22 protein-coding genes and 4 pseudogenes are annotated in these 23,514 nt (G+C 58.9%); 16 read left to right on the top strand and 10 right to left on the bottom strand.

Features of this window, described 5'->3' with window-relative positions:
• Positions 1-112: 112 nt before the first annotated feature.
• The 4 genes from NKH38_RS31560 (at position 113) to NKH38_RS31540 (ending at position 3,347) form a co-directional block, all read left to right on the top strand.
• Positions 113-496 carry a methyltransferase domain-containing protein gene (locus NKH38_RS31560; protein ID WP_352904786.1) on the top strand — a complete coding sequence of 128 codons (384 nt, stop codon included), beginning with the start codon at positions 113-115 and terminating at the stop codon, positions 494-496.
• Between the two features lie 77 nt (positions 497-573).
• On the top strand, positions 574-1,956 hold the full coding sequence (gene gabT / locus NKH38_RS31555) for a 4-aminobutyrate--2-oxoglutarate transaminase (RefSeq protein WP_352765337.1): 1,383 nt from the start codon (positions 574-576) through the stop codon (positions 1,954-1,956).
• Complete coding sequence (locus NKH38_RS33520; protein WP_502896682.1) at positions 1,953-2,924, top strand: GNAT family N-acetyltransferase; 972 nt, start codon at positions 1,953-1,955, stop codon at positions 2,922-2,924. Before gabT (NKH38_RS31555) ends, NKH38_RS33520 begins: the two co-directional genes overlap by 4 nt.
• Before the next feature lie 198 nt (positions 2,925-3,122).
• Positions 3,123-3,347: a hypothetical protein gene (locus tag NKH38_RS31540; RefSeq protein ID WP_502896683.1), complete on the top strand. Its 225-nt coding sequence runs from the start codon at positions 3,123-3,125 to the stop codon at positions 3,345-3,347.
• A 133-nt stretch (positions 3,348-3,480) separates the two neighbouring features.
• On the opposite strand, the gene NKH38_RS31535 is transcribed toward NKH38_RS31540, so the two are convergent.
• Positions 3,481-4,587 carry a mandelate racemase/muconate lactonizing enzyme family protein gene (locus tag NKH38_RS31535; RefSeq protein WP_352765338.1) on the bottom strand — a complete coding sequence of 369 codons (1,107 nt, stop codon included), beginning with the start codon at positions 4,585-4,587 and terminating at the stop codon, positions 3,481-3,483.
• 578 nt (positions 4,588-5,165) lie between these two features.
• On the opposite strand from NKH38_RS31535, the gene NKH38_RS31530 reads away from it, so the two are divergent.
• On the top strand, positions 5,166-5,402 hold the full coding sequence (locus tag NKH38_RS31530) for a hypothetical protein (RefSeq protein WP_352765340.1): 237 nt from the start codon (positions 5,166-5,168) through the stop codon (positions 5,400-5,402).
• 781 nt (positions 5,403-6,183) lie between these two features.
• On the opposite strand, the pseudogene NKH38_RS31525 reads toward NKH38_RS31530, so the two are convergent.
• Positions 6,184-6,237 (bottom strand): annotated as a pseudogene (locus tag NKH38_RS31525) (hypothetical protein); the annotation flags it as partial.
• A 360-nt stretch (positions 6,238-6,597) separates the two neighbouring features.
• On the opposite strand from NKH38_RS31525, the gene NKH38_RS31520 reads away from it, so the two are divergent.
• The 3 genes from NKH38_RS31520 (at position 6,598) to NKH38_RS31510 (ending at position 7,542) form a co-directional block, all read left to right on the top strand.
• Positions 6,598-6,759 (top strand): hypothetical protein, encoded by a 162-nt coding sequence (locus NKH38_RS31520; protein WP_352765342.1) that lies wholly within the window; start codon positions 6,598-6,600, stop codon positions 6,757-6,759.
• Complete coding sequence (locus NKH38_RS31515) at positions 6,711-6,980, top strand: hypothetical protein (protein ID WP_352765344.1); 270 nt, start codon at positions 6,711-6,713, stop codon at positions 6,978-6,980. Before NKH38_RS31520 ends, NKH38_RS31515 begins: the two co-directional genes overlap by 49 nt.
• Before the next feature lie 133 nt (positions 6,981-7,113).
• Complete coding sequence (locus NKH38_RS31510; RefSeq protein WP_352765345.1) at positions 7,114-7,542, top strand: CocE/NonD family hydrolase C-terminal non-catalytic domain-containing protein; 429 nt, start codon at positions 7,114-7,116, stop codon at positions 7,540-7,542.
• On the opposite strand, the pseudogene NKH38_RS31505 reads toward NKH38_RS31510, so the two are convergent.
• Positions 7,511-8,248: pseudogene (locus tag NKH38_RS31505) on the bottom strand (ATP-grasp domain-containing protein); the annotation flags it as partial. The gene NKH38_RS31510 and the pseudogene NKH38_RS31505 sit on opposite strands and share 32 nt — an antisense overlap.
• Before the next feature lie 937 nt (positions 8,249-9,185).
• Here NKH38_RS31505 and NKH38_RS31500 point away from each other — a divergent pair.
• The 5 genes from NKH38_RS31500 (at position 9,186) to NKH38_RS31480 (ending at position 15,695) form a co-directional block, all read left to right on the top strand.
• Positions 9,186-9,713 (top strand): SDR family oxidoreductase, encoded by a 528-nt coding sequence (locus NKH38_RS31500; protein WP_352765347.1) that lies wholly within the window; start codon positions 9,186-9,188, stop codon positions 9,711-9,713.
• On the top strand, positions 9,710-10,438 hold the full coding sequence (locus NKH38_RS31495) for an SDR family NAD(P)-dependent oxidoreductase (RefSeq protein ID WP_352765348.1): 729 nt from the start codon (positions 9,710-9,712) through the stop codon (positions 10,436-10,438). The genes NKH38_RS31500 and NKH38_RS31495 overlap by 4 nt, the downstream gene beginning before the upstream one ends.
• A 797-nt stretch (positions 10,439-11,235) precedes the next feature.
• On the top strand, positions 11,236-12,888 hold the full coding sequence (locus NKH38_RS31490) for an ABC transporter substrate-binding protein (protein ID WP_352765349.1): 1,653 nt from the start codon (positions 11,236-11,238) through the stop codon (positions 12,886-12,888).
• 286 nt (positions 12,889-13,174) lie between these two features.
• Positions 13,175-13,492 carry a N,N-dimethylformamidase alpha subunit family protein gene (locus NKH38_RS31485; RefSeq protein ID WP_155929870.1) on the top strand — a complete coding sequence of 106 codons (318 nt, stop codon included), beginning with the start codon at positions 13,175-13,177 and terminating at the stop codon, positions 13,490-13,492.
• Positions 13,485-15,695, top strand: a complete 2,211-nt coding sequence (locus NKH38_RS31480) for a N,N-dimethylformamidase beta subunit family domain-containing protein (protein WP_352765350.1) — start codon at positions 13,485-13,487, stop codon at positions 15,693-15,695. Before NKH38_RS31485 ends, NKH38_RS31480 begins: the two co-directional genes overlap by 8 nt.
• Before the next feature lie 453 nt (positions 15,696-16,148).
• On the opposite strand, the gene NKH38_RS31475 is transcribed toward NKH38_RS31480, so the two are convergent.
• From NKH38_RS31475 to gabT (NKH38_RS31445), 7 genes are all read right to left on the bottom strand, one after another.
• Complete coding sequence (locus tag NKH38_RS31475) at positions 16,149-16,679, bottom strand: Mov34/MPN/PAD-1 family protein (RefSeq protein ID WP_352765352.1); 531 nt, start codon at positions 16,677-16,679, stop codon at positions 16,149-16,151.
• On the bottom strand, positions 16,676-17,404 hold the full coding sequence (locus tag NKH38_RS31470; RefSeq protein WP_352765354.1) for a ThiF family adenylyltransferase: 729 nt from the start codon (positions 17,402-17,404) through the stop codon (positions 16,676-16,678). Before NKH38_RS31470 ends, NKH38_RS31475 begins: the two co-directional genes overlap by 4 nt.
• Positions 17,401-18,459, bottom strand: coding sequence for an E2/UBC family protein (locus NKH38_RS31465; RefSeq protein WP_352765355.1), 1,059 nt, complete (start codon positions 18,457-18,459; stop codon positions 17,401-17,403). Before NKH38_RS31465 ends, NKH38_RS31470 begins: the two co-directional genes overlap by 4 nt.
• Positions 18,452-19,672, bottom strand: coding sequence for a nucleotidyltransferase domain-containing protein (locus NKH38_RS31460; protein ID WP_352765357.1), 1,221 nt, complete (start codon positions 19,670-19,672; stop codon positions 18,452-18,454). Before NKH38_RS31460 ends, NKH38_RS31465 begins: the two co-directional genes overlap by 8 nt.
• Before the next feature lie 13 nt (positions 19,673-19,685).
• Positions 19,686-20,444, bottom strand: coding sequence for an SAVED domain-containing protein (locus tag NKH38_RS31455; RefSeq protein WP_352765358.1), 759 nt, complete (start codon positions 20,442-20,444; stop codon positions 19,686-19,688).
• Positions 20,359-20,868 carry a hypothetical protein gene (locus NKH38_RS31450; RefSeq protein WP_352765360.1) on the bottom strand — a complete coding sequence of 170 codons (510 nt, stop codon included), beginning with the start codon at positions 20,866-20,868 and terminating at the stop codon, positions 20,359-20,361. The genes NKH38_RS31455 and NKH38_RS31450 overlap by 86 nt, the downstream gene beginning before the upstream one ends.
• A gap of 361 nt (positions 20,869-21,229) precedes the next feature.
• On the bottom strand, positions 21,230-22,525 hold the full coding sequence (gene gabT, locus NKH38_RS31445) for a 4-aminobutyrate--2-oxoglutarate transaminase (RefSeq protein ID WP_352765362.1): 1,296 nt from the start codon (positions 22,523-22,525) through the stop codon (positions 21,230-21,232).
• Between the two features lie 600 nt (positions 22,526-23,125).
• On the opposite strand from gabT (NKH38_RS31445), the gene NKH38_RS33515 reads away from it, so the two are divergent.
• The 3 genes and pseudogenes from NKH38_RS33515 to NKH38_RS31435 all read left to right on the top strand — a co-directional run.
• Entirely contained in the window at positions 23,126-23,203 is a 78-nt protein-coding gene (locus tag NKH38_RS33515) for a hypothetical protein (protein ID WP_502905813.1), read from the top strand.
• 16 nt (positions 23,204-23,219) lie between these two features.
• Positions 23,220-23,297, top strand: a pseudogene (locus NKH38_RS33510) (hypothetical protein); the annotation flags it as partial.
• A gap of 69 nt (positions 23,298-23,366) precedes the next feature.
• A pseudogene (locus NKH38_RS31435) lies at positions 23,367-23,514 on the top strand (transposase); the annotation flags it as partial.

The following is a 23,514-nucleotide window of genomic DNA, read 5'->3' as shown; positions in this document are numbered from 1 at the left end:
GGCAGCGAACTGCCATCGCAATCCTGGACGCCGGCTGCGGAACAGGCCTCGTCGGCGTGGAACTGGAACGCCACGGCTTCCGGTTGATCGACGGGTTCGACCTTCCGAGGAGATGGCCGTACAGGCCCGGCAAACCGGCGTCTACCGCCATGTCCAAGGCAATGTCGACCTTAACAGGCCGCTCTCCGACTATCCCAGCGCGAGCTATGACATCACGGTCTGCTGCGGCGTCTTCACGCTCGGGCACGTCCGACCGGATGGGCTGCGCGAACTGGCTCGCGTCACGCGCCCGAACGGATTCATCATCGCAAGCACCCGCAAGAGCTATGCGGAGACCACATCCTTTGAAGACGAGGTGCGGCGTCTGCAGGATGCGGGCGTCCTTGTGCTGGCACAGTGTCTAAAAGACAGCAGATACGTAGCCGAAGAGAACGCGCATTACTGGGTTTTCCAGGTGCCCGAGAAGGCCAGCGCACCAACGGAGGGGCGGCCATGACCACGCTACCGCAAATCGCGCTGGCGAAGCTGGCAGCCGGTGCAACGCGTGTTTGTACAAGGGGAGTGTATTGAAGCATGATGGCACGATCGAGCGCGGAACTCCAGGTGAGACGTGAGAGGGCGCTGCCGCGTGGCGTTGCATGTGCGTTTCCGGTATGTGCGGAACGCGCCCAAGGTGCGGAGATTTGGGACACGGAGGGCCGCCGATATATCGACTTCATCGGCGGCATGGGCGCGCTTGCGGTCGGACATTCGCATCCGCAGGTGGTTGATGCAGTCAGAACGCAGTTGCAGCGCTTCACCCATACCTTCTTCGGCAGCATTCCTTATGACGGCTACGTGCGGCTCGCCGAACGCCTCAACTCGGTGGCTCCGTTTTCTAGGCGGGCGAAAACCCTGCTTGTCACCACTGGCGCAGAAGCGGTGGAGAACGCGGTAAAGATCGCTCGTTTCCACTCGGGTCGAAGGGGTGTCGTCGTCTTCAACGGAGGCTTTCACGGACGCACGTTACTGACCCTTGCGATGACCTCACAGCTCGACCCATACAAACGCGGCTTCGGCCCCTTCCCCACAGATGTCTACCACGCGCCCTTTCCTTCGGCCTATCGAGGCCCGAGTGCAGAGGAGGCCCTTCAAGCGCTTCGAGACCTGTTCGAGACGCAGATCGAACCCGACCAAGTTGCAGCCATGGTGATCGAGCCGATCCAGGGTGAAGGTGGTTTCCTGCCGGCGCCGCCGGAGTTCATACGCGGTCTGCGCGCTTTGTGCGACGCGCACGGCATCGTCCTGATCGCGGATGAAGTCCAGTCCGGCTTTGCTCGCACCGGCCGGATTTTCGCCATCGAGCATTCAGGGGTGGAGCCGGATCTTGTAGCGCTGGGAAAGAGTTTCGGCGGCGGGCTCCCAATCGCCGCTGTTGTCGGCAAGGCGGTGATCATGGATGCTGTGCCGCTGGGTGGGCTCGGAGGCACCTACGCAGGAAATCCCCTTGCATGCGCAGCGGCACTTGCCGCCCTGAACGTGCTTGAGGAGGAGAACCTGCCTGCCCGCAGCATGGAAATCGGTGAGCGCCTCACAACCGGGTTCCGCTCCCTCAACCTGACGACCAATTACCCAATTATCGGCGAGGTGCGCGGTTTGGGCGCGATGATCGGCATTGAACTCGTTGACGATGCAGTGTCCCAGCGCCCGGCGACAGCGCTGACGGCGAGGCTCGTGGAGGACGCCGCGACACACGGTCTTCTGCTCGCCTCGGCCGGACGCGCGCATAACGTCATCCGCGTCCTTGCGCCGCTTACAGTATCGAACGAGATCATCGACGAAGCGTTGGCGATTTTCGACGAGTCGCTTGGGCGGGTGGCGTCCCTCACTCACTCTGGATCATCTGATGCCGACGAGATTGCGATGCGTGCTCGGAAAGCTGGGCGAAAATCGGATTGGCAAGAGCGACCAGCTTGAAACAGGCAAGAAGCTGCATAACGATCGCGGACACCTATTCTGGTTACGTGCCGGTGCTCGGATCGCGGCTCACTTATCGGGGTGAAGATGTTGTGGAGCACTATCGGTTGTCGAGGACCACCCAGGTTGGCCAGGGCGGCGAGTTCGTCCCTCGAGACCCGACCTATGTTAAGGGCCGTCATCTTAGGCTTCGCGGGCACGGGAAAGCCGGCCCACAAGTTCTGGTCAAGGCATGCGCTTCCTTAGGTGTGGTGACAACATCATCAGCGTACAACGCCCGCCCCAGCGCATTTGAAGAGTCTTCAGCATGCGACACAAACCTACTACAGAATTTCCTCCAAAGTGTAATTGTCCGCCGGCAAAGGGAGCTTCTCATGCATGTCCTAGAAACGCCGCGGCTGATCCTAAGGCCGCCGTCGCATAGCGACGAACTTCTTCTACATGGAGTTTATAGTGATCCTTTTGTGGTAAACGCCGTCGGAAATGGAGTCTACCCGACGATCCAGCAGTCGAAAGCTAGACTGCTTAGCTCTATCAATCATTGGCGGCGCAATCGTTTCGGCTTATGGATGGCATTCGTCAAATTGAAGGAAACCATAAAGTTCGCTGGCTTGTGTGGATTGGAGTGCTGCGGCACGAACGTACCGGATGATCCGAATCTCGTGGAATTCATATACTACCTCCACCTTGCAGCTGCCGGGCAGGGGATAGGTCCCGAGGCCGGCAGGGCAGTAGTCCAATTTGCCTTTGAGTACTTGGCGCTTGAGAAGGTAACCGCATTCATTCGCCCAATGAACAAGCGTTCCCTTCGTGCAGCTCCGAAAGTCGGATTTTTCTACCTCGGGAACCGCATTTACAATAATATGGAAATGCGATATTTCGAGGTCTGCCCGGCTACAGCTATAAAATCCAATGGTCTAATCGTTTCGCCGTACACTGAGCCAAAATTATCCCAAATTCGGCAATGAACTTGGCTGGGACAAGGTATCTCGACCAGGTGAGCAACGAGAGTAGCTACCTAATACTACTGCGGCACAATGCAGAGCGTTTTTAGCTTGGCGTCGCGCAGAAAGGCGGGTGGCGAGAGCGCACTGAGGCCGATCGCGACGGTGAGCTAAAAACGCTCTGCACTATGTCGACCAAGACATAGGCGCCACACCTGCCCCATGCACACGCTCCAGGCGACCCGCGATGTGCGCAAAGTGTCGCTTTGGCTCGGTCACGCCAGCCTGCAAAGCACGGAGACCTATTTGCGGGCCGATCCGACCGAGAAGCTCGAGGCACTTGCCGCGACGGCGCCGCCGTCGCTCAAGCCGGGTCGCTTCCGTGCTCCCGACAAGCTGTTAGCCATGCTGAAGTCCATCAGCCGATCGGCAAATCATGTCGAGTGATCGCCTCTCAAACACCGCAGTCGGCAAGGAATTGCCGCTGCGGACGCAATCTTGAGCGTCTAGGCTATTTCGCGAATAGGATCGGCTTTTACGAAGGCGGCGAACCGCGGCGGGCTGAATGGCGCTTTCGTCGTTACCCGTACGAGGCGATGGGTTTTCCGAACATTCCTGGCTCCGGCTTAACGCCGAGGCCTGGTTCTTGCGGCACGACAATGTGACCGTCGCGTATGATAATCGGATTGGCTTTGTCGTAGTGGCCGTCGATGTATTCTTGGGCGATCCAGGCGCCTTCGAAGCGCCGGGGCTCAACCGTAGCGCCCAGATGCACGCAGGCCGCGGCGATTATGTCCCCGCCCCAAGTGTCATCGCTGCTGTGAGGCAGCGAGCGGATTGCGCACATGTCCCTGACCGCAGCCATTTTGGACAGGCCACCCAGTCTCGTGACCTTTAGTCCAAACCCATCTGCGATGCCCATGGATATGGCCCGAAGGACGACGTTTTGATCTTCCGTGTTCTCATCGAGGTAGATAGGATGCCAGACTCGTCCCTTGAGGCTCGCTACCTCATCCAAGGTGTTGCAGGGCTGCTCGAGGACAATCGGAATAGCCTGGCAGGACCGGGAAAGTTGGATCGCGGCCGCAGCCGTCAACCCTCGGTTTGCATCAACGGCGATCCTTGCCTTCCCAGCAGTGACTTCCCAGACCTTATGAACCGTCTCGACGTCATTCTCGATATCCTGGCCACCGATCTTCACCTGCAGCCGCGGGTATCCCTTCTTGACCTTGTCCGCAGCGATCCTTGCGGTCTCGTTCGGCTCGCCGACGACAAGCGAGTAATAGGTCTCGATTCGGTTCGTCAAAGCGCCACCAAGGAGAGTGGATACGGAGATTCCGAAGGTCCGACCCAACAGATCGTGGAAGGCGATGTCGAACGCTGCCTTCGCGTAGTTGTGGCCGTTGAGCCGAGCATCCATGCGCGCACTAAGGCTGCGGATGGAAGTCGCTTCTTCCCCGATCAGGCCTGGCGCAATCTCTTCGATGGCGGCACGGGCTCCCAAGGTGTGCTGGGGTTGATAAACCGGCCCGTTGGAACATGTCTCGCCCCATCCGACTACGCCGTTGTCAGCGATGACTTCGACCAGCGTGCTTTCAACGAAATCGATGGAGCCGCTCGCCATTCGATAGGTCCCGCCCTGGACCGGCAGGGGAGCGGAGTAGACGTTTATCTGGATGATCCGCATGGAAGCCTCAGTAATCTTTATTCAAATGTCGACCGCGGGTAGCTCTAACGATCTCCGCGCAATGTGGTCCGACAATTCCTCGTTTCTTGCCAGCGTCCGCGCCTGATATTCGCTGATAAGATGCATTGTGCCCGGGCGCGCGCTGCTTGATGTCCATCTCGAACATTGGGGCGGCCGGATGGTCCGCTGAGCGTCCATCCGCCTCGCTTGAAAGCTAAGGTTGAACTGACGTCATGCCGACCTCCAGGCAAATGTGATGCTGAAAAGAATCCCGAGCCGTAGGCTCACTATCGCTGAACCGTCACAGATACCTAATGCATAAGACTCACGAGTGAGTTGACTAAATTGCCATTTGGAAAAGCGGGCCGGAGTCGATCAGGATTGTATCCTGGGGAGTGGTGTTTCTAGCGGCTTGGTCGACGCGTTCTCTCGCATGGGCCCGGCTGATCAGCGCGCCACGCCGGCCAGGCTGATGAGAGGGTTCATCCTTCAATTGGCCGACGCTTACGCCTTCTCCGACGGCATCGCAATGTGCCAAGTTTGTGGTGCTTAACGCCACAAAATGGAAGGAGGCATCCGTGGGAAAAGTTACCATCATTGGGGTCGATCTGGCAAAGAACGTAGCGGCTGACGGAACTGTCGTATTTCGCAAGAAGCTGTCGCGCCTGCAGTTTTGCAGGTTTATGGAGGGCCAGCCGGCATGTGTCGTGGCGATGGGGGCGTGTGCCGGCTCGCATTATTGGGCTCGCGAGATGGTCCAGCTTGGCAATCAGCCGAAGCTGATTGCACCTTGGAAGCTGATTGCACCTTGGTAGTCAAGGCGTTCATTAAGCGGCAGAAGAACGACGCAGCGCATGCGGAGGCGAAACGGCCAACGGCGCTTCGTCGAAATGAAAACCGAGGGGCAGCAGTCTCGGTCGATAATATTTCGCACACGAGAACAGCTGGTCAATCACCGCACTGAGTTGGTTCAACGCATTGCGTGCGCACCTCCATGAGTTAGGCCACATCACGCCGCAGGGAATTCGTTATCTGAGCCGACTTGAACGTTTCGTTGAGGACGAGAACGCCAATTTGCCTGATCTGGTCCGCGAGATCTGCAGCGATCTGTTGGACCAGTTCCATCAGCCGACTGTCCGGATTGACGCACTGAGGAAGAAGATCGTTGCCCTATCGAGGGAAGCTGAGGCATCGGCACTTGCAAACCATGCCCAGCGTTGGCCCCATCGCCGCCCGGCGATCGAAACTTTCGCGCCGCCGATGGAGACGTTCAAATGCGGCCGTGACTTCGCCGCTTGGCTTGGGCTCGTCCCGTTGCTGGCTGATGCGGTGCAACGGTCCCTCGTCGATGAAGTCGCCGATGATATCCGCACCCGCCGTGCGCTCGAACACAAGCCGGACCTGCGCGGTTACACCGAGACCCGCTACAAGGCGAAATCCTGGAAGGCTATAAACTGGGCCCGCCTGAGCTGTGGTCGTCGAAACGACGAAAATGGTTTTAAGCGAGCCGGGCGCAGGTACCGTCATCGAAGACAATGAGCCGCAACGCACCATGCCGACCTTCAGGTTCTCAATGGTGTTGCAGTAGAGCCGGTCGAGGAATTCGGCCGCCTGCGCGCCTTGGACCTCGGCTTTGCCGAGCGACGTCACATCGGAGATGCCCACGCCCTTGCGAGTGGCCAGCCCCGCGATCGACGGACTGACGCCAATGCGCCTCGCCCCGCGCCTGGAAATGCTGCGCCCGCATCACATTGCCTGCTTCGACGAAGACCGCACTCCGAGCCTTGGCCCATTCGGGACTCGGCGTCACGCCGCGGGGCCGGGAGGTGCTCGTCGGTGTCGCCACCTCCCAGAACCGAAATCGGGATCGGCGTGTAGGGCGGACGCAGGATTGCAGTACCGGTTCCGGGATTGTCTTCCATGCAGTTCCGACCATCGCGGCAAGCGCAGTGACGTTCGAAGCCTTGCCTTGGTTGGTCGCCGTGCCCAGCTGCATGTCGGCAGGCCGTCGTGCGCGTCGGCGTCATACGGTACCCGGCGGGGGGGCGGCGCGCCGATGCTTCGGAGCCGATGCCTGACCTGGTCGACGCCTGTTCCAACATCCGCATTGGGAGCCCATGTGCGTGGCAGAGCCCTCCTGGCCCGCACCGGGCATTGTCGAACGCTGGCTAGCGATTTCACCGGGCTGTCTTGCCGAAGGGGATGGCAGCGACGCCGTCCTCACGATCTGTTCCCCGTCCACCGCTGGGCTGTCATCCGATGCCTGGTGCGCCTACGGCATGGTGCCGACGCTGCTGGTCGACCAGCGCATGGAAGCCAGCAACGCTTTGGTATTGGAAACCGAGCCTCTTGCGGAGGCGGTGGAATTCTCGGCTTCCCGGAGTTCGAGGTGACACGCGCCTCTGATAAGCCGGTGGCAATTCTGTCGGCCACGCTGTCGCTCGTGCTGGAAGACGGCCCAGCCGCTGCGCGTCAGCTATGGTATCCTGAACTTGGCCCACCGACACACGACTTGAACCGGTACCGATGACGCCGGGCAAACCCGAAGCGGTACGCATGAAGTTGCGTTGCTGCGGACAGCGCTTCGAAAAAGGACAACGTATCCGGCTCGCCATCGCTACCGGCCGTTGGCCTATCGTTTTTCCCAGTCCGGAGAGGGCAACTCTCTCGATTTATTGTGCCGCCAGCAACCTGATCTTGCCTGACTCCAGATTGGCGCAGTTCGCTGAACCGGAGGGTGCGCGGCCAATGGCACGGGAAGTCGTCAAGCCTAGTGAACCTTCGCGTCAAGAGATCACAACGGGTCCGGTGACCCGCGAAACCATGTGCCGCCTTTCGAGCGACACGGGTGCCGTGCTGCACCCGCATAGCGGTTTGAATGTTTCCGCAAAGCACACTGACACATTCACCATTCATCCAGACGCGAAACATCGACGATACGTTTACACTCGTTAGCGGTCAGGGGGCCGGATAGATGTGCTCACGACAGACGAAATGCAGTGGGCCGTAGTCAGCGGCGGCAATCCTAATGACCTCATTTCCCATTACTTCAAGATTATACTGGGGGCCTTGTGCGAATTCTTCGACCAGTATCTTTGGCGAGGACCGCATATGTGTTTCCCGCCCAACAGATACGTCGTATGTTCGGTCACCTCATTGGCGTCGCGGCACAATCGGACACCTCTGCTGCCTGCGCCCACGGCCGGCTTAAGAATCACCGGGAGGCCGATCTCCGCGGCAGAGCGTTCTGCGTCCGTCGCATTCTCTGCTAAGCGAAAAGCAGGTACTGGAACGCCGGCCTCCGCGAGGAGCTGACGTCGGGTGAATTTGTCGCAGCATCGTTCAATCGATGTGGGGTTCGGTCCCGGCAGATCGAAATACTGGCAGAGCTTGCCAATTGTTGCATAGAACGCCTCCAGGGAGGACGTAATGCCAGCAATGTCATAAGTGGCCCCTATACGGGAACATTCACGGATAAGCGCATCGAGATCGTCTGTATCGACACGGATTGCCTCGTACCCTTTCCTTTCAAGATAGCTATACTGAGCTGGATCAGCCGACAGGGTAATTGGATGAAGGCCAAGACGCTGGGCCGATTGGTGTAGAGAAGACCAGTACCCGTTGGATCGCCTTCGACCAGAATGAGTGCTCTCGTTGCCATTGGTTGTTGACCTGCCTTTGCGTATTTTGTGGTCAGCGCCTGTCGCCACCGGGTTGTTAGCCGTGATGACCTCGGACTTGGCAGTGACAATAGCAGTGTCGGTGATTTGCGGGCGCTAAGATCCTGCAAACTCATTTGAAGGTTTTGTTGCAAGTAGGATTGGCCACCTGACTGGTCAGTCTACGAGATTGGAACTGGCTCCAAGACTGACGGATTCCGAGCAATGCTGGGAAACGCAGGATGCCGGCACAACTGTGGGTTTTGTCGCGTCCGTGACACGGTGTCGGTCGGCTTGCCTCCAGGTGACTGTCGTTTAAGGCTTTGAATGCCCTGTAGAACTCTTTTTCTGGCGCTCCTACTGCTCAGTTGGCATGACTTTTGAGTCTCCTTGTAGCTAGGAAGCAGGAACTGCCGGTGGCGGATTGCTGAAAGCGCCCGGCGTAGTTGCCAAGCACGTGGCCAGGGGAAGCCTGATGGACGAGAGGATACCTTCTGCGGCAGATGGCGGAACTCAGGCGCGGCGCGCAGCTTTGGGAGAATTCACTGCGCAATGCGCTCTCGGTTGGCACGCTTTGTTCGCCGAGGGTCTTCTAGAACGATATGGATTGTTGTGGCGACGGCCACCAAGCCTGGCCCCCTTTGGGTGTCACGCCACGTCCTGTACCTCACCGACCTGCGTCGTGCACCTGGCGGAACATTACAAAATCAGAGTCCCATCGAAATTGCTGGACGAAGCCGGCGCCCGGCACCGAATCGACGCTCCCTCCGGTCTCTTACAGGTCGCGGCCGCCCTGGCGATTTCGCCTGCATCGGACGGACTGGGGAATTTTTGAGCGACGCCTTTGAGCCTGAGCCAAATCGTACTGGCCTACGGCGGAGGCTCGGGCACCCAACCACGAAAGCGGCTTCAGTGCAGATGCTCCCACCACGATTCAGATTGAAACTTCGGACATCGAATGACGCGCCGGGCGCAGCCGAGGCGGCGGCCTTGTGCGATATTGCGCATGGCCGTCAGATCAGGCCCACAGAGCCGTCAGCTCTGATTGAGAAATTTGTCCTTGGTGTCGCGTACCACACGCTCGAAGTGGCTGGCTACAAGGCGTCGGAGCCATCCGAGGAAGAAACGCAACTAACCATCTTGCCGCACTGGGCGATGCCGACTTCACCGCCCAAGACAGCGCTCGCGTCGCTGACGCGGTGGATGGGCCGCGACCGCGCGGGAGAAGGTGTCCGGGTCGTCGCGGTCTGCCACAACGAAGTCGACACGCCGTTGCAGCGCACCGGCTTCGCCGTACGCGGGCTGGATCCGAATACGGCGATGGCCGACCTAGACGACTCGGTACCGCTTGTTCGCCTCGCGCGACCGGAAGAGATCGCTCATGCTGTCCTGTTCTTGGGGTCGGATGCCGCGCGCTACATGTGTGGCGCGCTTCTCGAGGTGAACGGCGGAAAGGCTGTGGCATGAGCCGCTTCGCCGGGAAAGTCGCCCTCGTGACCGGCGCTAGCAGCGGCATTGGGGCGGCAATCGCCGACAGGCTTGCCGGCGAGGGAGCCAGGGTCTTTGCGGTTCAGCTTGAGGGGGCTGGCTGTATAGAAACAATAATCGCGGACCTTTGCGACCCTGACGTTCCGGCCATGATCATTGACGATGTCGTTCAACAGGCCGGCCGGCTCGATATCCTCGTCAACAACGCCGGGCGCATGGTTGAAGCCAAAGTAGATGAGACGGGGCTGGACGAGTGGCGGCGCACAATGGCGCTCAATCTTGATGCCCCTTTCCTGCTGATCCGTCACGCCATGCCTCATCTTCGCAGAAGCCGCGGCGCCATTGTCAATATCGGCTCGATAGAGGGATTGGCGTCAAACCCCGGGCACGCGGCCTATTGTGCGTCGAAGGCAGGGCTGCATGGTTTGACGCGTGCCGTGGCGGTCGATGGCGGGCCAGACGGGGTGCGTTGCAACGGCGTGGCTCCTGGCTGGATCGATACGGATCTCAACGTCAATTTCGTCGCCGCTTTGCCCGAGCAGGCGCGGGGGCGGCTGGGTGCCATTCATCCGTTGGGTCGAACCGGCCGTGTTGAGGAAGTCGCGGCTATGGTCGCATGGATTGCCTCCGACGAAGCTGCATTCGTCACCGGCCAGATCTTTGTCGTGGATGGGGGCCGCACTGCCAAACTAAGTCTTCCGTGAAGTAAGTTGTCAGAACTGAGCGGCAGAAGTAGCCGGCCGATATTCATGTCGTGGAGGACATCGGAAAGCAGCCTGTCAGAGCCGTGTCAGATATGGGTGTGAGACACATTTTGGTCCCACTTCTGGGGCGACGGTTTTGATGCGGGTATGGACATGAATCGATTTCCGCAAGATCGGGACAGCAGGTTTCTTATGTCCTTGTTTTCACCACTCAGCGATGTGATCGGGCAGGAATCATGTGGCTCTATCTCCTGACACGCTGTGGCTCTATCTCCTGAAACGCATTGTCCTTGCGGTCGCAATCATTTGACCGCAGTGACACTTCTGTTCCTGATGGTCCAGGCCGTGAGGGGCAATCCTGCAGTAGCTTGCTCGGCCCACGGGCGACTCCCGAGATGAAGTGGCCAGCCGACACGGTTCATGTAGCTGCATCGCGCGGCGGCAAGACAACGGTCTCGAGACGAGGTTCAAATCGTCGCGCAACGCGCGATAGGCCGAAAAGCAGGCGCGGCAAGCTATCGACCGGATAAGAGTAAGTCGGGTTTAACCAAAACGAGGAAACCGGACCGGTTATCCACGCGGTAACGTCGAACCAATCAGACGACGAACTTGCAAAAAAATTGCCTGCCGGTTGATTTTAATTCGAATGGCACTGTGCGCTGTTTTCTGTAACTTGCGGTGCGTGAATGGCGCAACAGCGGCAAAAAGCACAGCCTCTCTGTCTTAGCGTGCCGAAGATCCTGGCGCTATCTGTGCTGGTACAAAGCCGCAGTCCTTAGCCAATTCGGGAGGTTCAAATGGGGCATTTTACTGAGCATGGCAAACCCATGCCTAAGGTCTTCGACAGCCTTGCCGAGGAGGCAAAAAAGGGCGGAATGGACCGGCGCGAGTTCCTGGCGCTCGCTTCCGTCTTCGGTGCGTCGACAGCCATGGCGTACTCGATGCTGGATGCAATGCCGCCGGCGCATGCCGCAGAACTGCCTAAGAAAGGCGGAACTCTGCGGATTTCTATGCAGGTCAATGGTCAGAAGGACCCGCGCCTAAATGACCTTCCGGATTTAGCGAATATTTGTCGCCAATTCCTAGAACCGTTGGTCAAGTATACTACGGAATACACTTTCGAACCCAGGCTTCTTGAGAGTTGGGAAACGAATGACCACGCGACGGAATATATCCTGCAACTGCGGAAGGGCGTCAAGTGGAACAATGGCGACGATTTCACCGCAGATGACGTAGTGTCTAACCTGCTACGCTGGTGTGAAAGGGACGTGCCTGGGAACTCAATGGCTGCGCGTATGGCCACGCTCGTTGATGAAAAGACAGGCAAGGCGCTAGAGGGCGCCATTACAAAAGTTGACGATTACACGGTTAAACTTAAGCTTCCCAAACCCGATATTACGATCATTCCGGGGTTTGCCGACTATCCCGCGCTCATTGTTCACCGTGACTACGAAAAGAACGGGTCGGACCTCGTCGCACACCCCGTTGGCACCGGGCCGTTTGAACTAGTGTCATGGGACGTGGGTCAAAAGGCCGTCCTGAAGCGTCGAACAAATGGAAGCTGGTGGGGCGGTGAAGCCTACCTCGACGAAGTGCAATTCATTGACTATGGCAGCGATCCGTCCGCTCTTCTGAGCGCTTTCGAATCAGGTGAAGTAGATGCGAACTATCAGACGTTCGCGAACAATGTAACTACATTTGATGACCTCGGGTTGGTGAAATCTGAGGCGAAAACTTCGACGACGCTAGTGTGTCGCGCCCACGTCACTACTAAGCCGTACGACGACCAGCGGGTGCGCAATGCACTGCAGTTGGCGGTCGACAATGGTGCTGTGCTGCAACTTGCCGCCAATGGCTACGGCACCATTGCCGCGAACTATCATGTTGCGCCATTACATCCCGAATTTTACCCGGTTCCGGGAAAGAAACGGGATATTGAGGCTGCCAAGCGCCTTATGGCCGAAGCGGGTCAGACGGAATTCGAACACGACATTATAAGTAATGACGAGGATTGGCATAAGGACACGGGCGACGTGATTGCCGCGCAGTTGCGCGATGCCGGATTCAAGGTGAAGCGTACGGTTATACCCAGTAGCACTTTTTGGAACGATTGGTTGAAGTACCCGCTTTCGACAACAAATTGGAATATGCGGCCCTTGGGCGTACAGGTCTTGGCCCTTGCCTATCGCAGCGGCGCAGCATGGAATGAGGCGGCATGGTCAAACCCGGAATTCGATAAGAAGCTCGACTCGGCGTTGGCGGTTCCGGATCCGCAGAAACGCAAGGCGCTCATGCAGGATATTGAAACACTCCTGCAGGACTCCGGCATAATCATTCAGCCCTATTGGCTTTCCCTATTTAATCATTCGACAAAGCAAGTCAGGGGCTACGCCATGCACCCGACATTTGAGATCGACCTGGGTAAGGTTTGGCTCGACGGGGCCGCCTGAGACAGCAGCTAGCCCGACTATGGGGCTTCGTCGGACGTGACGAAGCCCTTGTGACCTGTGAATGTGCCGTTTGGTGCTGCAGGTGTTATCTGGTGCCGAGAGTGTCGCATATTGAGACGATGATGGCACCGATGCATAGCCTTGGGCTGACAAAGGCGCAAGTCGAAGGATTGCCATATAAGCTGGGAGCCCCACGGTGACGGTTGACTGTTCGAGCGCTGAGTTCGGGAATTCTCAATCGCAGTACTCGCCTGAGAGTGCCGGTACGACTGCGGCCCGCTCTGCCTTGGCCGAGTTTGCCGGTCGTTCTGACCTGGTCCGCGAGTTCCTTGTCGCACCTTTCGGCCGCCACAGCGCCGAGCTCCGTTTTATTCTGGACGTGATGCGCTCACAGCCGCTTGCTGGCAAATGGATCGCGATCATGACGCGGCCGTATAGCGAGTGGCGTGCTGCGCGCTGGTCGCGGAATTTGCCCATGCGGGTGGTCGACATGGCGCCGGCATGTTTCCAATCGCGCGAGGAAGTTGAGTGCTGGGTGTTTAAACAGCGTTGGCAGCACCTCATTGGTCCGCTCCCAATGCGGGAGGGAGGTGACGATGTCTGATCGCCCAGCGATTCTCGCTTATGCCGACCGCGACAGCGTTAAACCTGGCGAAAGCATAGCGTTCGCTGTGAGCTGTCTGAAACTCGACAGCTTCGACTGCGATTTCGTGCGGCTCCTTGGCTTCGATGCCGGACCGGAGATGCCACCGTTCCAGCCGCCCGTCATGCCGGTTCGGGAGGCCAAGCGTTATCCAGGACGCGCGCAACCCATTTGCGCTGGCTCCTACATCAAGGTGGATGGATCGCAGCGGTTGGCGGATCTTGGGTCGGTAACGGTTTGTGCCTACGTCATGCCGACCCTTATAGCCGGCCAGCCACGTTGCCTGCTCAGTACTCTGACCCCCCGTGGGGGTGGGGGAGTAGCATTGCGTCTGGAGGCAGACGGCTGCCTGGCGGCAATCCTCCGAAATACAGTCGAGCCGCGGATCTACCGCCTGGATCGCCCCTTACCTCTGTGGCTCTGGAGTTTCGTTGCCCTGAGCTATGATGCCGAGCGCCGACATTTGTTGGTTGTGGTCCATCGCCTCGCTTCGGGGACGCATGACCATGTTGGCGCGAATTGGCTTACTGTAGATGACGTAGAGCCGCCCGCGAATGGCGATGGCCGCCTTCTAATAGCGGCCGAGCGGGATGGGGGCGGATTTCCTTGCCACCATTTCAACGGCAAAATCGAGCGCCCCCGGATTCTGGCTGCGGCACTGTCGCTCGAAGAACTCAGCGATTTGGCATCACGCAACCCGACTGAATCTTTGAATTGGCCCTGTCTCGGCGATTGGAATTTGCTGGGCGACCCAGTATCAGAAATTGTTCCAGATGAATCAGGCTCTGGTCACGACGGCGTGTGCATCAATCAGCCCACCCGCGCTGTCCAGGGATCGGCTTGGGAAAGCCCAACGATGGATTGGCGCCGCGCGCCTGAGCAGTACGGCGCGGCTCACTTCCACCACGACGATATTGAAACCCCCGGCTGGCAAGAAGACCTGAGACTTGCCGTGCCGACCGACTGGCCCAGCGGCTGCTACGCCGCGCGTCTGCGCGGCGCGGATGCAGAGTTTTTTGTTCCGTTTTTTGTAAGACAGTCTGCCGACGCCACCAGCGATGTTGCTTTTCTGGCACCGACTGCAACATATGCGTGCTACGCGAACTTGACCATGCAGCGGCAAACGAACGAGTACAACCTCGGTTGCATCGCGTCCTCGTACACGCCGCTCGATCTGCTGGCTTTCGAACACCCGGGCATTGGCAAGTCGCTCTACGATCCGCACGATGATGGCAGCGAGCGCTGCATTGGCTCGCTGCGACGGCCGGTGGTGAATCTCCAGCCTGGAGGCTGGCTTTGGAACTTCCAGATTGACCTTTGTTTGCTAGGCTGGCTCGCCCGCGTGGCTCCGGATCACCAGACACTGACAGACGAAGACCTCGACCGCGAGGGCTTGGCCGCACTGGACAAATGTCGGGTACTTATTACCGGGAGTCATCCTGAATATTGGTCGCTGCCGATGTTGCAAGCCCTGGATGGCTTTCTCGCTCGAGGTGGACGGCTCATGTACCTCGGCGGGAACGGGTTTACCAGTGCAATCGATTACCATCCTCAACGAAATGGCCTGGTTGAATTCAGGCGGCGCCATTCGGGAAACGGCCGCTTTGGTGCTGGCGAAGCCCATAGCAGTTTTACCGGCCGCCTCTGCGGCATGTGGCCGGACTTAGGCAGACCCGAACAATCGCTGGTAGGCGTGGGATATCTGACAGAAGCTTTCGATCGGGGTAGTTATTATCGTCGTCTCGCCGTCAGTGACGATGCCCGAGCTCGATTCATTTTCGAGGGCATAACAGAAGATGTCATTGGCGATTTCGGCATCATCGGTGGAGCCGCCGGACTCGAGATCGATGTGGTCAATGAGGAGCTCGGTACACCACGTCACGCACTCGTGGTAGCCGCCTCCGAGCAGCACGGCAGTTCTTACGCGCGCATACTTGGCGGCCTTAACTATTTCACCAGACTGTGGAACGACGCCCCGAGGGAACCGATTCGTGCCGATATGACGTTCTTTGAGACACCGGCAGGCGGCGCGGTCTTTTCTGTCGGCTCGATAGCTTGGGGCAGTTGCCTACCCCACGCCGGCTATGTCAACAATGTCGCACGTATATCTGAGAACGTGCTACGCCGCTTTCGCGATACCACACCCTTCCGAATCCCTGAGTAATTGCGGCAGTCGGAGGTAGAGTTCTGACAGCCTAACGGTCAACCTCTCGGACCCCCCGCGGTGTGCCAGATTACGTTCAATGGCACGTCTTTGACACTACAACTCACGCAGGAAGCAGGCACCGATCCCCTATTCTGGACCACTTCGAACCGCTGCTCGACGGGGACTTTCCTGTCGACGCGATCACCGTGTTCGAACAGGAACGTCCTGACGCCGATTTCTAGCCACCTCCCGGCGACGAGCTTTCGCCAGGAGGGCATGATTAGTGCACGGAAGCTCTTGTCCGAAGGGAACACTGGCCCTTATGATCGGCCCGCGCGGCACCGGGAAAAAATACGCTACTGAGCCTCGCAAGAACGCACGCGCCAGTGACGAACGGCCATTGCTCTTGGTTGAGATCGTTGTCGTTCAGTTCATATCTCTGCCATCTGGCATTCCAAGATCTGCCGAGCTTCATTCAAGGTGCGCCGAGCTGCGGGTAGATGAAGTTAATGAAGAATCCATCGCCGCGGCGTTTCGCGAAAATGCCAACTCGTAGACGGAAGATTTGTCGCACACAGAAACGCACATTCCGTCCGGAATTGGATTCCTGCCGACGATCACCATGATGAAGCCATTCAACGCGTGGTAGGAGCGGCGCACGCAATCGGCGATGTTTCGGCGGTCGATACACGAAGGCGATGCGATATCCTCTGGGTGCGTATGCCAGCAGCCTACGAAATGCCGCCCTCGCGAAAACATGTCATTGACCTCACGCTGTTCGGCCCGCTCGTCGGGCCGATAAGAATAGCGGGTCCGTCGATCTCCGCACCTCGGGCCGGTAGCAAAGTCGATGTCGATCACCGGAAGCTGAAATCGCGCAAATAGCAGTCCACCGGCCTCCTTGTGCCAAAAGCGGGTTTGACGGTGTTGGTTGAAGTGCTCCAGAACGCTGTCACTGAACGCGAGCGATTGTCCCGATTGTCCAATGTCGAAGGGGATCACGCCGCCAGATCCTTCGCGGCCCGGCTCCATCGTCTTTCGATCATGGTTGCGCCGTCGAGCGCTTGCGGAGCGATGGCTCGCAGTTCGTCGCTCCATGCACCTCCCGCAGCTTCAACGAAGGTGCGGCGCGCGAGCCAGATGCGATGTGTAGCCGATGGAGCCTGACCGAGAAGGGCGTCGAGTGTGGTCTGCGCGACCATCGAGGTGATAAATCCCAACTCGACAGGGCCGTAGGGATCGAACGCCGCTCCACAGGCGGGCTCGTACCGCCGGGTTTCCTGTGCCCAGCGCGTCGCGACGAGGTGCGGCAATCCAGTGGCATCCAGCCCGTCGCGCAAGCGGTCTTCGACGCCGGAGACGACGATCGCGTGTCCGGCGGCGGCATGCGGCTCCGTCCAACCGTAAACGATCGGAAAGCGTCGCGTTTTTTGGACAGCCTGCCATTCGTCGAGAAGGGATTCGCTCGGCCAATCGCCAAGTGCCGAGACGATGAGGTCGACACCGGCGAGGGGACAGTCGGCGCGAAGCAGAAGGTCCTGCACGAGCAAGTTATGACACTCCACCTCGATGTGCGGAAGGTCCGAGCGGATACGCTTCGCGAGTTCGATTGTCTCGGCTGCGCCGATCGAGCCGACTCCGAGAGGGTGTCTGCCGATGTTGGCGCCCGTGAAGGTCTGCTTGTCGACGAGGATAACCTTGCCGACGCCGGCTCGGGCAAGCGTCATCGCAACCGGTCCGCCGACTGATCCGCATCCGAGAACGGCGACGGTCGCCCCGCGCAGCGTGGGAATCCGCGGATCGCGGTCGCGCCATGGACCCATGTCGGATCGACGCGTTCGACCGAGGTGCGCTCGGCGGCATTTCCCCCGAACAGTCGGGCGTGCAGCACGTTGTCGGGCACGCGCGAGGGGCGAAACCCGGCGATCAGCGGATCCGATCCACGAACGATCTTCGGTCGATTGACGACCGTGGTTGCGAGCGCCGGTCCGTTCTCGGTACTCGAGCCCAGCATCACGATCAGCTGTTGACGCATCTCGCGGGCAAGTTCGTCGAGATGGTCGGCGATGCCGGCGCGGGCGGCGATATCGTGGACGTCCTTCGCCGACGAAGGATATTCGGACGGCAGCAGGACGACGTCCATCCAGACCAGCAAGCCGCTATTGAAGCGGAGCTCGGCTGCGGGGATTGCCGGAGCGAAATTGCGAAGCCAATCGCGCAACGTGTCGTCATTGTCGGCGATGATAGTTCTTCGTGCGCCTTCCCAGATCCTGACGATCCGCGATGGCGGCGCGGGTTCGATCAGCGACAGGATGGTCCGGGCCCGGCCGCGTCCTGCATGATGCCAATATGTAAGAAACTCGCTTCGGAAGTCGCCCTTGCGCTCGCCGCGGATCAGCGCTCCGATCAGATCGAACGTCATCTCAAGCAGTTCGGCGATTCCGGCGTACGGATCGTCGATGGGAAACGTGGCGTGATCCGGCACCAGACAGAGCACGCCGTCGCGTTCGACATGGGGCCAAGTCAAAAAGGAAGGACGGTCGACCAGCGCGATCCGCGCGGGCGCAAAAGGAAAGGCCGCGGTCACCAGAACGTCGAGCCGGCGCCGCCGATCGGAAAAGTCGCAGTCGAATCGCCAGCCGATGGGGAAGCGCCCCCCGTAGCTAGCGAGTTGTCTGGCGTCGAGCCTTAGCGGGCGCAAGCCAGCTTGCTGCCAGCATGATTCAACGACGTTGACAGCTGAGTTGAAGCGCTGAGCGAGAGGGTCGACACCCTCAGGCATTCCGGCGATCTCCCTCGATCCGGACGGCCGAATTCCGCGCCTGCGCCTCGCTGCGGACGAGACCGGCGGTCAGCAGGGCCGGTGTACTGAGCCGAGCGGCCGAACGTCGCCGCGTCTTGTCCGCAATGCCGACACCAACGCCCTTGGCAAGTTGCTCGGTGATCAGTTCCTTGTTCGACAACTGCGCCAACGCCGTGAAGTCGGCGCGGGCCTTTCGCAGCCAGTTGTGGAATTCTTTCTCCCGCTTTGGATGCTCCTTCCACTTGTCGGCGAAGTTCTCCAGCGGATCGCTGGGATTGGCGATGAGACGGCTGCCGTCCGCCGCGGTACCGATGAAGCTGTCCATCTTCGTCAGGATCACGAACAGCGCCTCAGCGATCTTCTCCTCTCCGTCGTAGGAGTGGGCGGCGAGCGTCGTCAGGATGATCGAGATCGGCTTGTCGTCGTCGCTGCGGTCGGTGTACATGATGTCGCGATGGCGCTTCAGGATCATGATTGCGTACTGCAACGGGGTGCGGATCCGGTAGTCCGGAATCGGTTCAGTGCCGGCCCTCACGCCTTTCTGAAGAAGCTCATTCTTGCGCTTTTCGTAGGCTTTGGCCATGCGTGTCAGAAACCATTTCAGATAGCCGCGTGGATTCGAACGCTGCCAATCGGCCGCGATAATCTGGTAGTGCGGGTGGCGGTTGTCGGTGATCGAAATCGCGGTCTCGGCGAGCGAAACATCGAAGCCGCGCGTTTTCAGGAGTTGGGTCAGTTCGCCGCCACTCGGAATTCCGGGCGTGACGTCCATGTGGAATTGAGCTTCGTCCGCGTACGGCTGCCTCCAGCAGCGGCGATGCTCCTCCAACGGCTTGATCATTTTCTTGCTGCGGGCGTACAGCCTCATCTCGATTTCGAGCAGGCGCTTTAGATTGGCCTGCGTGGTATCGTTTTTCGTCAGGCGGTGAAACTCGCAGACGGCATCGATGTCGTAGTGCTCGTCCGCGGTGAGCGGTGGCGTGACGGTGCCGAGACCGAACGACCCCTGGACGTGGACTTGGGGCCCGTATTTCCGAATTGTCGACTCTGGTCGGTTGAGCCAGTCACCCAGCGATTTGTAGCTCGTCTCCGCCTGTTCGTATCGATGTTCGGGAATCTCGAGTTCTTTGGCGACGTCTTCGAGAACGTCGTCAGCCTCTGGGGTGATCGTCGGGCTCAAATGCATGTTCATAAAAAACTCCTGATTAGCTGGCGTGTTCAAGTTCGTGGGCGAAAATGAAGCCGCCGAGCTTCTTGTTTTGATCGTAGATCTTGAGAGCGGGGTGCGCCTTCGGCTGCCAAGCGCGACCAGCTTCGACAGCCGCGGAAACTGGAACGGCGGGAAACACGTGCACCATCGTGTTCTCGCCATGGGCGATCTTTATGGCATCCAGCGTTGTTCTGAAAAGACGCGCGAACTCGGCCAGATCAGCCTGGCTGCGCATGATGTCATTATGAGCGCCGTCGGCCGTGATGGACCAGATCGCCGCATCGTTGCCGAGCACTGCGTGGATCCGATCGTCTACGACGGGTGCGCTGACCGCCAGCTTCAGCGCGACCTTTCCGGCCAGACCGGACGGCCGCAGGACGTTGAACTTGAGCGGCGGAGCGTTCGGGTCCCACCTCCAGCCCTTGGGGCTGCGCAGCAACTGCCGGACGTCTGCAGTTGCGATGTCGGAGATCAGACGCCCTAGCTCGATCAGGAGCGGGATCGGCGCCAATCCGAACACTGTTAGGCGACGGATTTCCTGCCGCTCCATCCGCCCACGAACTTTCTCGGCGAAGCCGGCCCGCAGGTTGCGGATCTGGATGCGCCAGAAATCCGGTTCGTGATCGGATAGATCGAGCGTCGCGAGATCGAGATCTATCCAGCCGTCGTCAAGCGGATAGCGATCCGGGATCATCGACCATTTGAGGTCGCCTTTGGCCGTTGGTCCCGATCTTCGCAGCGTATCGAATGACATGACTGCTCATATCCTCGTCGATGGCTGTGACCGTCCGGATTCGGTCTTCGTGGCGACGCTTCATTGCCATCAAGAGATCGGCGGGATGCTCAGCAACCATCTCGCGATCGAAAACGCGGTGGTGACGGTCGCAGACGAGCATCAGGTTATCCGGCTCCTGGGCAAGTTTCGGTGATTGAATCGGATCGCCTCGCGGCCCATCCTCCGAGTCCGCAATGATGTGCCCGATATAAGCCGCGTTAGCGTTGACAGCTCCCGACACCTCGTCGCCGATCAATAGGGCATTGCATCCCGCATATTGACACCGTCCCGCAGCGCGGCCCCATACGATGTTCTTGACCTTGTCGGGTAGCGGCCGCCGGCGTCCGCGACGCGGCTCTGCTGGCACCTGATCTTTCATCTCGAGTTCTGCAACCAGACTCATGTTTTTTCGTCTAGCGGTTGATGTTGCGCTTCGTTTGTTTGCGGAAGCCTGAGCCAGCCGCGAAACCCCAGTTATTCCTCCGCTACTCGGCGCGCCGAGTAGCGAATTTACGTTGCGCTGCCTCAATACAGGGGACGTACCTTGGGTCGGCGTCGCAGGAACACAACATTCGCTTCCGGGCACACAACTTAAGGCGCCCGATCTCCAAGGCGTGCTTCCCGACGACAGGGCGCTGCCAAATCGGCGCAGCACTCATAGATCAACTGTGCCGAAAGGGGGCGGTGTGAATCCGACCCGCCAGATCAGAATTACGAGGCGATCGGCGGCTCCACTGGTTACCTCCGCGTCCCTCGCCTTCGCGCTAGGCTTGGAGTTCAGACATATCTTCCATTGATCGACCCAGGATAGATATGGCTTCGTCCAAAATGTCGTTCGAAGTTGTGAGCGGCACAAGAAAGCGGATCACGTTGTGAAAGCGTCCTGCCGAGGCCAGCAGCAGGCCGTTTCGAGCGGCTTCTTGGATGAGTCTCGCGGTGACATCTGTCGCTGGCTCGCGGCTGACGCTATCCGTAACCAATTCTATGCCAATCATTGCGCCGAGCCTCCGGATCTCGCCGATCTCTGCATGGTTGCTTCTAATTCGGAGGCGCTCGAATCCCGCTTGTAGGCGCGCACCGATTTCTTCCGCCCGAGTGAGCAATCCTTCGTTCTCAACAACGTCTAGGACAGCCAGTGCGGCTGCGCATGCCAATGGATTACCCGCGTAAGTGCCCCCAAGCCCCCCTCGGTGAACCGAGTTCATGATCTCGGCCTTGCCGATCACGGCTGCAAGTGGCAGGCCGCCCGCAAGGCTCTTGGCGGCAGCTATCAAATCCGGCTGAACGTCAAAGTTTTCTATGGCGAAAAGCCTGCCCGTCCGTCCGAAACCCGACTGGACCTCATCAGCGACCAAAACTATGGCGTGAGTGTCGCAGATCTGTCTAAGGGCTTTAAGGAATTCAGAGGACGCCGGCAGGAATCCACCTTCGCCCTGCACCGGCTCAATGATAATTGCGGCTACTTCTGAGGCATTGAGTTCTGTTTCAAACAGAGCATGGAGGGCTGACAGGGCGTCTTGCGTGCTGATTCCGCGATAAGCGTACGGGAACGGAACACGATAAATGTCTCCTGGAAATGGACCAAAACCCATCTTGTAAGGGTTTACTTGAGCTGTCATTCCTAGCGTCAGGAGCGTTCGGCCATGAAAGCTTCCGCTAAACACAATAATTCCCCGGCGGCCCGTGTGGTAACGAGCGATCTTAACTGCGTTCTCGACTGCTTCCGCGCCTGTTGTAACGAGCAGGGTCTTGGCTGGAGCCATCGGTGCAAGAGCATTTAGTCGCTCGGCCAAGGCAACATAGCCTTCATATGGGGCAGTTCCAAAAAAGGTGTGAGTGAAGCGATTCAACTGATCGCGAACCGCTGCTACGATTGCAGGATGCGAATGACCAACAGCGAGGGCACCCATTCCACCCACGAAGTCGATGTAACGTCGTCCGTCAACGTCCCAAAGCTCTGCGTTAAGAGCTCTATCAGCAAATATTGGGAACGCGCACGCTACACCACTGGGAACCGCCGCTCTGCGCCTGCTCTCAAGTTCACGGTTTGTGACGCTCATATTTTGTTCCTTTGCCAACAGGCAAATTACTTGGCTGCGGGCCTTTTAGTCGCCAGCTTTTTGGACTCGCCGATTAGCAGCGCACGATCAAAGGGTTAAGGACGACTAGCACGTATCTAAACCTTGCGGAGAGGCAAAAATATAGCTTGCCGATTGAGTTTAATTCGAGTGGCTCCTCGAGGTGGATCGGTAGATTGCGTAATACGTGAACGGCCGTCGGATGCGCTCGCGCATGTGCAGGGAGGTGCCTGACCGGGTGGAAATGGCCAGTGGTGCTCGCAAATTTGCCGCGCTCCGAAAAGCTTGCCCCGTCACTATGCTGATCCCGCTGGACGACACGCCAAGGCAAGGGGACCAGTAGACGAAAGGCAAAGGCACAGAGGTGAGGGAAGTGGCTGGCGCAGATCCGGATGTAATTTCGCCAGGGACGTTTGCGCCGCTCAAGAATCGAACCTTTTCGTTTCATCTGGCTCGCCACGCAGGTCTCAAGTCTTGGTTGGCTGATGCCGACTGTTGCCATGAGCTGCCTAATGGCGACGATCTCGACATCCGATCTGATGGTCGCGCTGGTGCAGGGCCTCATCGACACTACCTGCGTTTATTCTATCTGTCTTCGTCGGGGCTATCGCCGACCATTTCAGCCGTCGCAGGGTCATGTTCGCCGGCTGGTGCATTTAGGGCGGTAGCGTCTGCGATGCTGACCGCTGTTGTGGCGCGGGGCATTGTCGACCCATGGATGATCATCGGCTTCAGCTTCTTGATCGCATGCGGCGGCGCTCTCAATGGTCCCGCTTGGCAGGCATCGGTTGGCGACATTATGGACCGACGCGAGTCCTGCTGCCGTTATCCCGAACGGCTTGGCTATCGCTCGGGCTGTTACGGCCGTACCCTTGTGACGCGGGTCGGCAAGCTCGAGCTGCGGGTTCCGCAGGACCGGGCCGGGCGCTTCTCCACCGAGCTGTTCGAGCGCTACCAGCGTTCCGAGCGGG

Origin of the sequence: Mesorhizobium sp. M1078 (genome assembly GCF_040318615.1) — a bacterium.
GTDB lineage: Bacteria > Pseudomonadota > Alphaproteobacteria > Rhizobiales > Rhizobiaceae > Mesorhizobium.
This window is presented reverse-complemented; position numbering and strand designations above follow the sequence as displayed.

Coding starts and splice junctions, on each gene's coding strand:
- gabT (WP_352765362.1), bottom strand. CDS start 22,525: ATGAGCGTCACAAACCGTGAACTTGAGAGCAGGCGCAGAGCGGCGGTT.
- NKH38_RS31450 (WP_352765360.1), bottom strand. CDS start 20,868: ATGAGTCTGGTTGCAGAACTCGAGATGAAAGATCAGGTGCCAGCAGAG.
- NKH38_RS31455 (WP_352765358.1), bottom strand. CDS start 20,444: ATGTCATTCGATACGCTGCGAAGATCGGGACCAACGGCCAAAGGCGAC.
- NKH38_RS31470 (WP_352765354.1), bottom strand. CDS start 17,404: ATGACGCTTGCCCGAGCCGGCGTCGGCAAGGTTATCCTCGTCGACAAG.
- NKH38_RS31460 (WP_352765357.1), bottom strand. CDS start 19,672: ATGAACATGCATTTGAGCCCGACGATCACCCCAGAGGCTGACGACGTT.
- NKH38_RS31535 (WP_352765338.1), bottom strand. CDS start 4,587: ATGCGGATCATCCAGATAAACGTCTACTCCGCTCCCCTGCCGGTCCAG.
- NKH38_RS31560 (WP_352904786.1), top strand. CDS start 113: ATGGCCGTACAGGCCCGGCAAACCGGCGTCTACCGCCATGTCCAAGGC.
- gabT (WP_352765337.1), top strand. CDS start 574: ATGATGGCACGATCGAGCGCGGAACTCCAGGTGAGACGTGAGAGGGCG.
- NKH38_RS31465 (WP_352765355.1), bottom strand. CDS start 18,459: ATGCCTGAGGGTGTCGACCCTCTCGCTCAGCGCTTCAACTCAGCTGTC.
- NKH38_RS31480 (WP_352765350.1), top strand. CDS start 13,485: ATGTCTGATCGCCCAGCGATTCTCGCTTATGCCGACCGCGACAGCGTT.
- NKH38_RS31540 (WP_502896683.1), top strand. CDS start 3,123: ATGCACACGCTCCAGGCGACCCGCGATGTGCGCAAAGTGTCGCTTTGG.
- NKH38_RS31510 (WP_352765345.1), top strand. CDS start 7,114: ATGACGCCGGGCAAACCCGAAGCGGTACGCATGAAGTTGCGTTGCTGC.
- NKH38_RS31490 (WP_352765349.1), top strand. CDS start 11,236: ATGGGGCATTTTACTGAGCATGGCAAACCCATGCCTAAGGTCTTCGAC.
- NKH38_RS31495 (WP_352765348.1), top strand. CDS start 9,710: ATGAGCCGCTTCGCCGGGAAAGTCGCCCTCGTGACCGGCGCTAGCAGC.